Consider the following 13,921-nt stretch of genomic DNA (forward strand, 5'->3'; position numbering starts at 1 on the left):
TTTCTGTTTTTATTTTCGTCTTTTACTTCCTGTGAAATTCCTGGTAGGATCTTTTCTAAGTTCGTTGTTGGTGACTTTTGTTTTATTCATACATTCTTCCAGATCCCTGAGAACAATTCTCTTATTGTATTCCACTTCTATAATTTTGGCTTTCAGAGACATCATAGGCTCTATTTGCTTCATCAGCACAGCATAATGTTTAAAGTTCTGGCTACTGTCTTTGTTCATAATATTTTTGGCGTCTCTCACGTTATCCATAATACTGGTTCGCAGAAACACCTCATTCTCCACCTTATTCACACTAAGCTGGTTCATTTTATCATAAATATCATCAACATGATTTTTCAATACGTCACTTCTGCGCATCAATTCTTTGTATGCTTCAGCTTCCCGGCTAATTCCTTCCCGCTGTATATCATAACTCTTGAAAAAGAGAAATAGACATGCGAAAGATACTACCGACAAAACGGCAAAAGACAGTATAAACTTCCAAATGCCTATTCTGACGTCAGATTTGTTCAATTTTTTTTCCCTGTTCGAAGACATAATTTGCGATTTGTTTGGCCTGTGAAAATATAAAAAAAAAAATTTATGTACAATACGTAATTTCCCCAAGTTTATTTCGTGAAAACCCTGATTAACTTAATATTAATTTCCGATTTAATAAGTTTTTCCTAAATTAGGCCTCTGAATTTTAAATATCATTCGCCAAATCGATATTAAGAATGAGTAAAATATTATCTAATACCGTACGGTTTTCCATTGCTGACAGCGATTTTTATTTTAAGAAAATAATGATCAAAACCCTTATGGAAAATCCATTCTATATGCTCCTGAACGACTGTAACAATGGCCACGAGCTTGTGAACAGGATCTACAGAAGGCAGGAAGACGTGTTTGTCATAGAACTTTTCATGCCGGTATTAAGCGGAATTGAAGCCATAAAGTATATCAGAAAAAACAATGCAGAAACGCCTATCGTCACTTATTCCGGTACTTATCAGGAAGATATGGCAGAAATTCTTTCCAAAATCCCCAACACCTATTACTGTCAGAAAAAAAGCACTATCATAAAAGATATCATCAAAGGGACTATTGCTTCTGAAGAGTTTGATTATCATGCCTATTCTAAAGAGTGGGAACAGCAGCCACTGGCTGTGCAAGAGTATATGGACCGGCAGAAAAAGGGCCAGGAAGAGCTCTCTCCTGCTGAAATACAACTCATGAGGTTCTGCTATGAAGGACTTAGTAATAAAGAAATTGCAGAAAAACTTAATCTGAGCACAAGAACTATTGATACTTATATCAACCGTCTGACTGAAAAACTGGGGCTTAAAACAAAGCTGCATCTTATCCGTTTCTGTGTAGAAAACGGATATTACAATTCTAGTATGTAAAATAATATCAGGTTAAAAATTTCAGGTAATGTTTAAACAATTATTGACGTTGAATAGACATTGAACAGCAAAGAAAAAGGGATGACAAACCCTTGATAAGTATACCTGTAATCAATAATTTTCATTGCTTTTTGAAATATTTTTCGCATTATTGCAGTCTGTATTATATTATTATTAAGTTCGCTAAACCCGTCTTAATATAGCGTACATATTAAATCTCCAACTTGTTGAGCAAAAATATTTTGCCACTAATTTGCTAGTATTCAATTTTTTTAACTAAATTTGCACACCTAAAATTTAAAATTAAAATAAGGAAATGACAAAGGCAGAATTGGTAAACACCATCTCAAATAAGTTGGGAACAGAAAAGAATGAAACACAGAAAGTTGTAGAAGCTTTTATGCAGGAGATCAGAACTTCTATGTATAATGGGGATAACGTTTATCTGAGAGGTTTTGGATCTTTTATCATTAAAACAAGAGCTGCTAAAACAGGAAGAAATATTTCTAAAAATACTGCAATTGAGATTCCTGCTCATAACATTCCTGCTTTCAAACCTTCAAAATCATTTGTAGAGAAAGTAAAAACTAAAGTTGCAGTAAAATAAGAACATTAACTGAATATTAACTAGTTACTAAAAAATTAAAATTATGCCAAGCGGAAAGAAAAGAAAAAGACACAAGGTTGCGACTCACAAAAGAAAGAAAAGAAGAAGAGCGAACAGACATAAGAAAAAATAATCTCTTCTTCTCGAGATTTACAATATAATAATATAGTTGGTGGTTTTAAATTTCTAAAGTTCACCGACTATATTTTTGTTTGCAACTATAAGATTACTTGGAAAGCGGATGGTTTCAAATATTATTTTAATAAAAATATAATGGATTTCATTCTAAATTCATATATTTATTAGATGAATTAATCTACAAAAACACCCGTTTCCTAAATAATCTAAACAATTTTATCTTATAACAAAATGAAGAAAGAACTAATAGTTTCGCATGAAGATGATCTTACAAAGATTGCACTGCTGGAAGACGGAAGACTATGTGAACTTCATGAGCAAGAAGACAAAAGCGATTTTATAGTTGGAGATCTGTTTATAGGAAAAGTAAAAAAACTGGCACCAAATCTAAATGCCGCCTTCGTAAATATTGGATATGAAAAAGATGCATTCCTGCATTATCAGGATCTGGGTCCTCAATATCTTACATACAGGAAGTTTTTAAAAGATACTATTTCTAAAAAACAAAGCACTTCAAGCTTAAAAAATTTCGAGATACAACCCGAAATTGATAAAAACGGAACGGTAGATAAAGTAATTGCTAAAGACGATATCGTTCTTCTGCAAATTACCAAAGAGCCTATTTCTACAAAAGGTCCCAGGATTTCTACCCAAATCTCACTTACAGGACGTTTCCTGGTTTTAATTCCTTTCGACAATAAAGTTTCTATTTCCAAAAAAATCAGAAGTTTTGAGGAAAAAGAAAGACTGAGAACCCTTATCGACAGTATCAAACCTGAAGGTTTCGGAGTCATCATCAGAACGGTAGCCGAAGGAAAAAAAGTAGCAGACCTGCACAATGACATGAATCAGCTGGTTCAAAAATGGGAAACTACTTTTAAAAACATCCAGAGAAACAAAGTTCCATCCAAAGTTTTAAGCGAAGAAGACAAAGCTTCAGCTATTTTAAGAGACAATTTTAATCAGGATTTCGTCAATATTATCTGTGATGATGAACAGATGGTAAGCGAAATGAAAAACTATGTGGAGGTAATCGCTCCAGAAAGGAAAAATATTGTCCAGTTTTATGATTCCCATATTCCTCTTCTGGAATATTACAATGTTGAAAAACAACTAAAACAGAGCTTCGGAAAACACGTGAACATTCCGAGTTCAAAAGGCGCTTATCTTGTTATTGAACACACAGAAGCACTTCACGTCGTAGACGTCAATTCCGGAAACAATATTACAACCGGAGCAGCCGTTAATAAAGAACACGCGCTGAAAGTGAACAAAATGGCAGCCACCGAAATCGCAAGACAACTTCGTCTTCGTGATATGGGAGGTATTATTGTGATCGATTTCATCGACATGCCAAATTCTGATCATAGAAGAGAACTCTATGAACACCTTAAAGAGGAAATGAGCCGCGACAAAGCGCGCCATAAAATTCTTCCTCCAAGTAAATTTGGATTGATCCAGATCACCAGACAAAGAAACCGTCCGGAAAAACAGATCGAAACCAAAGAAGAAAACCCGAACAAAGACGGAGAAATTGTAGCTCCTATTGTCATCGTGGAAAGAATGGGTGAAACCTTAAGAAACCTTTTACAAAAAGAAAAAGGAAAAATTTATCTGCACGTACACCCATTTGTAGAAGCCTACCTAACAAAAGGCATAAAAAGTATCCAAATGAAATGGTTTATCAAATACAAAAAATGGGTAACCATTGTACCCAGGGATTCTTTTAAATATCTGGAATACAAAATCTACAATTCAAAGAAAGAAGAATTGATCGAATTCTCTAATTAAGACAAAATTTAAACCTTCAGTTGCACTGAAGGTTTTTTATTACCTGCCCTATCCTGAAAGCTTACCCAAAAAGCCCCCTATTTCTGCTGAGAACAAAACTATTTTGAAGGTTCACCTGGACTTTCATTCCGAAAATTAGACAATATATTAAGAGTTCTGTCTTTTCTATTCTCCTGTCATATACTTTGGTATCTTCAAAGGTTAATTCAATACGTCTGCTAATTTTTCATACTGCAGACTCTTTTTATAAAGCAGTAATTGAGGTTTGATATCCTTTACATTGTAATTTCATTATAGGTTAATTAATGTTAAGTGTCTTATTTCTTCAAGATATATTGTTAAATTTGAGGTATGGAAAGTTTTGGAAAAGATTTATTAAGGAAAATAAAAAGTGTCGCACTTCCCGGCGAACACGCGCATGGAGTATTCTCTCCTCCCTATCGTCCTGTTTTTACTTATGATGAAGTATTGGCAAAGAATCCTAAATTTGCAGCTGTTAACATCGTTTTGTATCTGAAAGACAACGAGTGGTATTTTCCCCTGATTCAAAGAACCATTAATGAACATGACAGACATAGCGGGCAGATTTCATTACCTGGCGGAAAACGTGAGGAAATGGACAGGGATTTTGCAGAAACCGCTATACGTGAAACCTCTGAAGAAATTGGGATAGACAAGCATTATATGAGAATCATAAGAGAAATGTCTCCTATCTATGTTCCGCCAAGCAATTTTTATGTATATCCTTATATTTCATATACAAAAAAAAATCCGGCTTTCATTCTTCAGCAGAGCGAAGCTGTGGAAACCATAGAATTTCCTATCACTTCATTTCTAAATTTATCTGATATCCCTGAAATGATGAATCTTCCCAACGCAGGCGGACATGAAGTTCCTGTCATTAATTTCAATGGATATATTATCTGGGGAGCTACAGCAATGATATTAAGTGAATTCAGCCAGTTGCTGAAAAAAATGTAACTTTGCACTACCGTGTTTAATTGAGAAATGGCGAAGAAAAATATTTTCACCGATGCATTCGGAACACCTTATTTTTTAAAAAGGTTAATTATTTTTATTTTAGGATTTGTATCCTACAGAAGGTTCAATGGCTTTAACAAACTGAAAATTACCGGCACAGAGCACCTTGTGGATCTTCCGGATTCCAATGTATTGTTTGTGTCTAATCATCAGACGTATTTTGCAGATGTAGCAGCCATGTACCACGCTTTCTGTGCCGTAAACAATGGATATTTAAATACCATTAAAAACCCGATCTACCTGTTGAATCCAAAGATCGATTTTTACTACGTAGCAGCAGAAGAAACCATGAATAAAGGTATTCTTCCTAAAATTTTTAAAATTGCAGGAGCTGTAACCGTAAAAAGAACCTGGAGAGCAGAGGGTAAAAACGTGAACAGAATGGTAGACATGAGTGAAGTTGACAACATCATGAAAGCATTGGACAATGGCTGGGTGGCTACATTCCCCCAGGGAACTACATCCGCTTTTGCACAGGGACGAAGAGGAACGGCCAAATTGGTAAAAAACCAGCGTCCTATTGTTATCCCAATCAAGATCAACGGATTCAGAAGGGCTTTTGATAAAAAGGGACTTAGGGTAAAGGTTACCGGTGTAAAACCTACCATGGAGTTCAAAGCACCCCTGGATATCGATTACGATAATGAAAAAGCACCGGAAATTTTATTGAAAATCATGACAGCTATTGAACAGACTGAAGATTTCAACATATTACACAGTTATGATGAAGAACTTAAAGCTAAAAAATTAGAACAAAAGGACTCAAATAATTAAAGTAAATAAAAAATTATGAACAAAATACTTGGAATCTTATTTGCAATCATAGTATTAGTTTCATGCAACAGCCAAAAAGTATATTCGGATTTTGACATCAGCTATTCGAAAAGCGGAGGCGTTGCGCCTATTTATGAAAACCTGCTTATAAAAGATAACAACGTACATTATTCTTTTGAAGGACAAGGAAAAAAATTTAAACAGGATTTTAAAATTTCCAATGAAGATCTAAAAAAACTAGATCAGGTTCTTTCCCAGAATAATTTCAGAAGGATACAGGAAGACCGTAAAAAACTTTATGACCATGTTTCTACTTCAGTCAATATCAAGAAGGGGCCCAATGAAGGCAATAAAACAGATGCCAGCATGATCATGCCCAATTATCAGACCAACTGGAAGAACATTCTTGCAGCTTTTCAGGAGATCATTAATACTAATGTTAAAAAACAGTAAATACAATTGAAAACCCACTTCATTGCTATTGGCGGAAGCGCCATGCATAATCTCGCCATTGCATTAAAAGATAAAGGATATCAGGTTACAGGTTCAGATGACGCCATTTTTGAACCTTCAAAATCGAGACTGGAGAAAAAGGGAATTTTGCCTGAGGAAATGGGTTGGTTCCCGGAAAAAATAACTCCGGATATAGACGCTGTTATTCTGGGAATGCATGCACACCAAGACAATCCTGAGTTGGCAAGAGCAAAAGAACTGGGTCTGAAAATATATTCTTATCCGGAATTTCTATACGAACAAGCCAAAAATAAAACAAGAGTGGTTATTGCGGGTTCACATGGTAAAACAACCATTACCTCAATGATTCTTCATGTCCTGAACTTCCACCAGAAAGATGTAGACTATATGGTAGGGGCGCAATTGGAAGGTTTTGACTGTATGGTAAAGCTTACTCAGGATAATGACTTTATGGTACTGGAAGGGGATGAATATCTTTCCTCTCCAATTGATCTCCGCTCCAAGTTTTTACTGTATCAGCCGAATATCGCTTTGATGAGCGGTATTGCATGGGATCATATCAATGTTTTTAAAACATTTGATGACTATATCGATCAGTTCAGAAAGTTTGTAGCAAGCATTACAGCGGGAGGAGTTCTGGTATACAATGAAGAAGATCAGGAGGTGGTAAAAGTGGTGGAAAATGCTGAAAACTATTTCAGAAAAATACCTTACAAAACCCCTGAATATGAAATCAATAATGGTAAAGTATATTTAAAAACTGAAATGGGAGATGTTCCGCTTTCTGTCTTTGGTGCACACAACCTATTAAATCTGGAAGGAGCAAGACACATCTGCCACCATATGGGTATTATGGATGAAGACTTCTATGAAGCTATTATGAGTTTCAAAGGGGCATCTAAACGTCTTGAAAAAGTAGACAGAGAAGATAAGGGAACTCTTTATAAAGATTTTGCCCACGCTCCAAGCAAGGTAAAAGCGGCAGTAAAAGCATTCAATGAGCAGTTTAAGGGACAAAAAAAGCATGGGTTCCTGGAACTTCATACTTATTCCAGCTTAAATCCTGCTTTTCTGGAGCAATACGACCATGCCATGGATGGCTTGGATGAAGCTGTGGTTTTCTATTCTGAAGATGCTTTAAAGATTAAAAGAATGGAGCCTATATCTCCTGAATTTATCAAGGAAAAATTCAAGAATGAAAATCTGAGAGTTTTCACTAATGCTGAAGATCTTCATACTTACTGGAATACTTTAAACAAGACAGATGGAGTTTATTTGATGATGAGCTCAGGAAACTTTGGCGGACTGGATCTAACCAGATAAATTGGAAAACTATGTAACTCTTTTTGAGCTGCTCTATCGATAAAAAAATCCTTTCATTCTCTGAAAGGATTTCTTTATTTTATTTAAACTTCTACTTCCTGTATAAGCATCTTCAGTATTTTTTCTGTAGAAAGCTCACTATAATCATGAATCGACTGTCCAACCCAGAGACTAACAAATTCCGGATTACTCAAAGACTTTGATACCTTACGTAGTGCATTGGTCAATTTGTTCTGATAAGGATAAGGTAAAATATATTCTGTATTTTCAACAGCTTCTATATATTTATTTTTAATTCCTCTGGCATATCTTCCAGAGAAACTTTTTGTCAGCATTATTTCCTCTTCCTCTACCCGCTTAAGCCTATCTTTTTCAAAAGGCATTAACGCACTTTCATTAGAAGCCAATAAAAGGCTGCCTAGCTGGAAGCCTTGCGCTCCTAAGTCTTTAGCGGCAAGTAAAGTTTTTGAATTATAAATTCCTCCGGCATAAATCAACGGAACTTTTACATGATCATAAACCTGAGATAACAAAGACAGACCTCCGATTTGTGGAATATGATCCGGATCAAAGGTACCTCTGTGCCCTCCTGCTTCTGTTCCTTGTACACAAATGATATCAATTCCCGATTTTTCTAAAATCACAGCCTCTTTTACCGAAGTACAGGTGCCTATAAGAGTGACGTTATTTTCCTTTAACTTCTGAATACTTTTATCATCCAGATTCCCAAATGTAAAACTTAGTATTTTACAGTTTTCTTCAATAATTGCATCTACCTGTTCATGATAACTTTTTACATTCAGATCATCGAGATCAGGAAAACTGACTTCAATATTATTTTCTTTCGTAAGTTGTTCTAAAAACTGCCTGGCTTTAATAAACTTCTCTCTAAAAGCATCTGTAATTTCAGGAATATGATGCACAAAAATGTTCGCGGCAAAAGGTTGATCAGTTAGCTTTCTCGTTTCTCTGATCAGTTCTGCAGATTGGTCTGCAGAGAGATCTGCAAGAGCTAATGATCCCAAACAACCTGCTTTTGCCGCTGCTGCAACCATCTGGGTTGTACTTACTCCAAACATCGGAGCCTGAATTAAAGGATATTGTATCCCTAGTTTTTTACTGATTGTATCCGGCCAAAACATAAGAATTATTTTTTTTAAAATTTACCTGCAAATAAGCAATTGGAACCCCGCAAAGGGATTATATTGCTCACAATGATTATTTTAAATGAAAATCCCACAGATTTCAAAGATAACGCAGAATTTAAATCTGTGAAATTTATGAAATCTGCGGGACTAATTTATAATTTCTAACCATTAAATATCCGCTACCGAATTCAGCATTTTCTGCTCCCATTCCGGATCTTTCGGATCAAAAAATAATCTTTTTCCTGTGTCTAATGAACGAACAGTATTCATTTCATCCTCTGTCAGTTTAAAATCAAATACATTAAAGTTTTCTTCAATTCTTGACGGAGTAACAGATTTTGGAATTACAACAAATCCTTCCTGTAAATGCCATCTTAAGATTACCTGAGCAACAGTTTTACCATATTTATCTGCAATAGCTTTTAAATCAGTATTACTTAAAAGATTGGCGTTTCCATTTCCCAGAGGGCTCCAAGGCTGTGTTACAATATTGTTCTCTCTGTCGTACACCTGCAGCTCCTTCTGTTGGAATACCGGGTGCAGCTCAATCTGGTTAATTACCGGTAAAACAGTAGCATTAGCTTTTAATTCCTCCAGTTTTTCAACGGTAAAATTACATACCCCAATTGCTCTGATTTTTCCTTCCTTATACAGTTCCTCCAAAGCCTTCCATGTTCCCAGAAAGTCTCCATAAGGCCAATGAATAAGATACATATCAAGATAATCCATCTGCAATCTGTTCAATGTTCTCTGGAAAGCAGCTTTTGCTTTTTCATAGCCATGGTCCTGAACCCATACTTTTGAAGTGATAAACAGTTCATCTCTGTCTACTCCATTATTTTTTACCGCAATACCTACCGCTGTTTCATTTTGATAAATAGCCGCAGTATCTATCATTCTGTATCCTGTCTGAATAGCTTTGATTACTGCATTCTCACATTCTTTCAAGTTCTCCATCTGCCATACTCCAAAGCCTAAAGCCGGAATATCCACTCCGTTATTTAAGGTTACCACAGGCTGCCCTGTATAGGTTTTCTTTTGCATAATCGTTTATTTTTGATTTTAATATAAAGTGATTAAACAAATTTGCAACAAAAAATCGGAACTTCTACCTACCAATTTTACTGTTCCTGTTAAAAAATTGTTATTTAATAAGCTTTTTAACTTATTGTCTTTTCGAATTATAAGGATAAAAATGATATCGAAAAAGTAAGAAGACAAGGATTTTAATTTTATTTCCGATAAAGCTGGTCTTATAATAGCTTCGAGTACAAGAATTTCATCATCAATCTATGAATTTCAAAATTCCTAATTCCCTTTTTTCCCATTTTCAATTTTTCATTCTCCCCTTTTCCCTTTCCCCTCACTTCCCCCAATTTTATTATTTTTGTACAAATTTCAAATCATGTCACATTCAATAAGGCTTGCCAATGCTGAAGATTATCCAAGAATTATGGAAATCTGGGAATCAGCGGTACAGGCTACCCACTACTTTCTTGCGGAAGAAGATTTTAATTATTTCAAAGAAGCCATTCCAAGAGATTATCTTCCGAATCTGGAAGTCTATTTAATTACAGAAAACGGTGATGCTAAAGGGTTTGCCTCTGTAGCAGAAGGAAATCTGGAAATGCTTTTCATTCATAATAACGACCGTGGAAAAGGTTATGGAAAAGCACTTTACAAATTTATGAAAGAAAAAACCGACCTTAGTAAAGTGGATGTGAATGAACAAAATCCGCAGGCAATCGGGTTTTATGAAAAAATGGGGTTCAAAAAAACCGGAAGATCCGAGAAAGATGGTTCCGGAAAAAATTATCCGCTTATTCATATGAGCCTTTAATGGAAAATTTCACTTTCAATATCGTTAAACCTGGAGAGAAAATTCCTTATGAACTTTTGCTGCTGGCTGATGAAACTACCGAAGCCATAGATCAGTATATTTTCAATTGTGATATTTATCTGCTTTATGATGGAGAGCACAATATTGCTGTAATGGCACTTTACAGAAACAGTAATAGTGAATTGGAAATCAAAAATATTGCGGTCATTGAAAGTTACAGAAATAAAGGGATAGGGAGAATTCTGATCAATAAAGCAAAAAGGATTGCCCTTGAAAAACTTTATCAAAAACTAACCGTTGGAACTTCAGACACTGGGTTCCAACAGATCAGATTTTATGAGAAAAACGGATTTCTAAAAACGGGAGTAAGGAAGAATTTCTTTATTGAAAATTATCCTGAACCTATCTATGAAAACGGTTTACAAATGTGTGATATGGTTCTACTTACTCATCACCTTTCGGAATAATCCTTTGATATGGTCTATTTCCGTTTGATAATTCGTCTTTTTTCGGCATCCGAAATACAGTGTATTTTCCAGCTTCTTCTTCCCTTCCCAAACCAGCTTGACTTCCCCGCTTTCAATTTCATTTTTACATAAAAAGTCGGGAATAACAGCCAGCCCGGTCCCTCCTTTCAGGCAACGGATGATTGAGTTCAGGTTGGGTACAATATAATTGGGGCGAAAATTCGGTTTATGCCCGAAATTCAACGTCCAAAATTGGAAAAGATGCTCCATATCTCCTGTAGTTCCATACCATTTTTCTTTCTTCAGCCATTCTTCTATCTGCTCAGCATCTTTAGTCTTAAGTACTTTACTGAATGCAGCTGTATCCACATCTTTCCCGCCTACAAGAATAATCTGCTCCGAAGAAAATGCTTCATGTTCTATGTTAGGTGAAGATCCTTTTTTGGGCGTGATGATGAGGTCAAGGATTCCTTTATCCAGCTGATCCAGCATTTCCGGATATTCTCCGAAACTGATAATCAGATTGAAAGACAGCGAAGAAACATATTGTTCTAAAGTCGTCTGAAAAGTTTCAAAACACATTCCTACGCTGATTGTTGGGGTATGTTTTTCAGTAGATTTTTGAAAGTTTTTCTCTACATCTTCCAGTTTGGTAATAGGTTCTGCAACTGCATTAAACAGGACTTTTCCTCTTTCTGTCGGGATCATTTTCCGCCCTGTTCTGTCAAACAGTTTATAGCCGACATAAGCTTCCAGGGAACTTAAATGCAGACTTACTCCTGGCTGTGAAATAAACAATGCATCGGCTGCTCCTGTCAGGGTTCCTGTTTTATATATGGCTTTAAAAGTACGATACCATTCTAAATTGACCACAACTTATATTATTAATATTCTGATGCAAAATTACAAAATAATTATAATACTGATACAAATTTTAACACATCATCTATTGCCTGTAAATTTTCAGTCCAGCTCTTATTTTACGACCTGTATAATTGTATTCTGGAACTTTTCCGGTTCATCTTTATGAATCTGATGTCCGGAATTTTCAAATAAAAACAAGTCTTTCTTAGGGGCTTTTACTTTTTCAAAATATCCAGTTGTAATTCTGGTGGAGGTTTGGATGTCATTTTTTCCGACAAAGAAATAAATAGGACACTTTATTTTCTTTAAAGTTTCTGGAAGATCAATATTCATAACTTCGTTCCATGCTGGTGACCATGTTTTTGACCATTGCAGAAAGCCTTTCTTGAAATCTTCACTTTTTACATACTGTTTTCCATCTTTATAAAAAAGCCATTTTCTTAAATAAAACAGGTCTTCATCTACTGTAAAAGGAATATGTACATCTGCCAGTTCTTTACTGGCAACCGGATCTTCCTTAAAATAATCTTTTAAAATAATAAGCAATTCTTTCTCACTTTCTAATTGGCTGACAACTGGATTTACCGCAAAATAGGCATGTAAAAGTTCAGGATGATTTCTAACAATATAAAAACCTAAAGCATTTCCCCAGGAACTCCCTAACAGATATATTTTTTCCTGTTTTAATTCTTTTTTCAAAAAATTAATCACCTGATAAGTATCTTGTCCCATAAGCTCCACTGAAGGCTGAACGGGTGAAGGATTTAGTTCCAGCGTTTTTCCGGCATCTCTCTGATCCCATTGAACAATAGTAAATTTATCCTTTAAAATATTTGTAAAAGAATCCGCATTTTTCCTCATTGAACTTCCCGGTCCGCCTGATAAAAAGAGAAGGATGGGTTTTCGGGAATCATCTGTTTTAATATCGATGGCTTGTTTTATTCCTCCTATTTCCGGAGTAAGCAGGGTATCTATTTTTCCCTTATGTAATTGTGCGAAACAAAATACTGATAATAGCACAAAAAGAAGAAGGCTTGTTTTTTTCATGATTTCTAAATTTTAAGTTGACTTGAATAATCTGATACAAAGATGCCATGGATAATGTTCATAGAAGTCCGGATAAAAAAATTCGGACTGATTTTAATGATAAAATCAGTCCGAATGCATACAAATCAAAGTTCGAATAATCACAAAGTGCTACATATCAAAAGATTACACTCCTAAAAAAGAATATAAATCGTCTGTTTTTAAAATAATGGATGATAAGAAAATTTTGAATAAATTGTCTCTGAAAGACCCAAAACGATCGTTAGATCTCCGACACTTTTTGATTTTTTAAAAAAAAGGCATAATAATCAGGAATATCACTTTCTTCAATTCCACGGACAGTTTCTGCAAGAGGATACGCTATCTGTACAATTTCAGGAGAAATTCTGTCTTCTTCTATGGTAAGAATAAGGTAAGAAGCCAGGCGGTTTTCTTCTTTGGATCTACCTACAGAACCACAATTGACTGCCCATTTGCCATTTTCAAACTTTTTTTTAAAGGATAAATGAGTATGCCCCATCACAATAATATCAGACTGTGAGTCTTTCAGCATATTTTCAAAAACCTCATCATCTTCCGATTCATAAAGATAGGTATCATTACTTGATAAACTGGAATGAACAAGCTGAATATTCCAGTGCTTCTTCCCTACTTTATAGTTTAATTTTAAATGAAAAGGTAACTCTGATAAAAATTTTTTGTTCTCTTCTGTAATATGTTTTTTAGAATGATCAATCGCTACAAATCTGGCATTCGTTTCCTCTTCAGAATGCTTAGATAAAGGAACTACAGGAATATCAAAAGCAATTCTTTCGTCATGATTTCCAAGGAGACAAGGAATATTCATTTTTTTTATTTTTTCAGTGACTTCATTACCCCACGGTGCAAAATCTACCAGATCACCTAAACAGAATTTCTGATGAATTCCTCTTTCTTCTATATCCTTAAGCACCGAATCCAGTGCGGGAAGATTTCCGTGCACATCACTAAAAACTGCAATCTGTATCATA

15 protein-coding genes are annotated in these 13,921 nt (G+C 35.1%); 9 read left to right on the forward strand and 6 right to left on the reverse strand.

Going from position 1 to position 13,921, the window contains the following annotated elements; genetic code table 11:
- Positions 1 to 9: 9 nt before the first annotated feature.
- A complete protein-coding gene (tssO, locus tag AC27VX_RS16670) occupies positions 10 to 546 on the reverse strand; it encodes a type VI secretion system TssO (protein WP_236857699.1) in 537 nt (178 codons plus the stop codon).
- Positions 547 to 725: 179 nt separating this feature from the next.
- On the opposite strand from tssO, the gene AC27VX_RS16675 reads away from it, so the two are divergent.
- The 7 genes from AC27VX_RS16675 to AC27VX_RS16705 all read left to right on the forward strand — a co-directional run bounded on the left by AC27VX_RS16675 (position 726) and on the right by AC27VX_RS16705 (position 7,545).
- Entirely contained in the window at positions 726 to 1,397 is a 672-nt protein-coding gene (locus AC27VX_RS16675) for a response regulator transcription factor (protein ID WP_236857698.1), read from the forward strand.
- Between the two features lie 316 nt (positions 1,398 to 1,713).
- Positions 1,714 to 2,004, forward strand: a complete 291-nt coding sequence (locus AC27VX_RS16680) for an HU family DNA-binding protein (RefSeq protein WP_002984212.1) — start codon at positions 1,714 to 1,716, stop codon at positions 2,002 to 2,004.
- A 369-nt stretch (positions 2,005 to 2,373) separates the two neighbouring features.
- Positions 2,374 to 3,933 carry an Rne/Rng family ribonuclease gene (locus tag AC27VX_RS16685; RefSeq protein WP_236857697.1) on the forward strand — a complete coding sequence of 520 codons (1,560 nt, stop codon included), beginning with the start codon at positions 2,374 to 2,376 and terminating at the stop codon, positions 3,931 to 3,933.
- 351 nt (positions 3,934 to 4,284) lie between these two features.
- Entirely contained in the window at positions 4,285 to 4,914 is a 630-nt protein-coding gene (locus AC27VX_RS16690) for an NUDIX hydrolase (RefSeq protein ID WP_236857696.1), read from the forward strand.
- Positions 4,915 to 4,941: 27 nt separating this feature from the next.
- Entirely contained in the window at positions 4,942 to 5,748 is an 807-nt protein-coding gene (locus tag AC27VX_RS16695) for a lysophospholipid acyltransferase family protein (RefSeq protein WP_236857695.1), read from the forward strand.
- Positions 5,749 to 5,763: 15 nt separating this feature from the next.
- Entirely contained in the window at positions 5,764 to 6,201 is a 438-nt protein-coding gene (locus AC27VX_RS16700) for a hypothetical protein (RefSeq protein WP_236857694.1), read from the forward strand.
- 6 nt (positions 6,202 to 6,207) lie between these two features.
- Positions 6,208 to 7,545: a UDP-N-acetylmuramate--L-alanine ligase gene (locus AC27VX_RS16705; protein WP_236857693.1), complete on the forward strand. Its 1,338-nt coding sequence runs from the start codon at positions 6,208 to 6,210 to the stop codon at positions 7,543 to 7,545.
- Positions 7,546 to 7,628: 83 nt separating this feature from the next.
- Here the strand turns inward: AC27VX_RS16705 and AC27VX_RS16710 are convergent, their stop codons facing one another.
- Positions 7,629 to 8,687, reverse strand: a complete 1,059-nt coding sequence (locus AC27VX_RS16710; RefSeq protein WP_236857692.1) for an NAD(P)H-dependent flavin oxidoreductase — start codon at positions 8,685 to 8,687, stop codon at positions 7,629 to 7,631.
- A 174-nt stretch (positions 8,688 to 8,861) separates the two neighbouring features.
- A complete protein-coding gene (locus AC27VX_RS16715; RefSeq protein ID WP_488696762.1) occupies positions 8,862 to 9,737 on the reverse strand; it encodes an aldo/keto reductase in 876 nt (291 codons plus the stop codon).
- Positions 9,738 to 10,098: 361 nt separating this feature from the next.
- Between AC27VX_RS16715 and AC27VX_RS16720 the strand changes: the two genes are divergently transcribed.
- Together AC27VX_RS16720 and AC27VX_RS16725 are read left to right on the forward strand one after the other, a co-directional pair.
- A complete protein-coding gene (locus AC27VX_RS16720; RefSeq protein WP_300690250.1) occupies positions 10,099 to 10,533 on the forward strand; it encodes a GNAT family N-acetyltransferase in 435 nt (144 codons plus the stop codon).
- The gene (locus AC27VX_RS16725) at positions 10,533 to 11,000 is read left to right on the forward strand and encodes a GNAT family N-acetyltransferase (protein WP_236857689.1); all 468 of its coding nucleotides are present in this window, start codon (positions 10,533 to 10,535) and stop codon (positions 10,998 to 11,000) included. Before AC27VX_RS16720 ends, AC27VX_RS16725 begins: the two co-directional genes overlap by 1 nt.
- On the opposite strand, the gene AC27VX_RS16730 is transcribed toward AC27VX_RS16725, so the two are convergent.
- The 3 genes from AC27VX_RS16730 to AC27VX_RS16740 all read right to left on the reverse strand — a co-directional run bounded on the left by AC27VX_RS16730 (position 10,974) and on the right by AC27VX_RS16740 (position 13,920).
- The gene (locus tag AC27VX_RS16730) at positions 10,974 to 11,873 is read right to left on the reverse strand and encodes a LysR family transcriptional regulator (protein ID WP_300690248.1); all 900 of its coding nucleotides are present in this window, start codon (positions 11,871 to 11,873) and stop codon (positions 10,974 to 10,976) included. The genes AC27VX_RS16725 and AC27VX_RS16730 overlap by 27 nt on opposite strands.
- A 102-nt stretch (positions 11,874 to 11,975) precedes the next feature.
- Entirely contained in the window at positions 11,976 to 12,911 is a 936-nt protein-coding gene (locus AC27VX_RS16735) for an alpha/beta fold hydrolase (RefSeq protein ID WP_488696765.1), read from the reverse strand.
- A gap of 262 nt (positions 12,912 to 13,173) precedes the next feature.
- On the reverse strand, positions 13,174 to 13,920 hold the full coding sequence (locus AC27VX_RS16740; RefSeq protein ID WP_488696767.1) for a metallophosphoesterase family protein: 747 nt from the start codon (positions 13,918 to 13,920) through the stop codon (positions 13,174 to 13,176).
- Between the last annotated feature and the right edge of the window lies 1 nt (position 13,921).

The organism is Chryseobacterium sp. 14P4.3.2 (assembly GCF_057799275.1).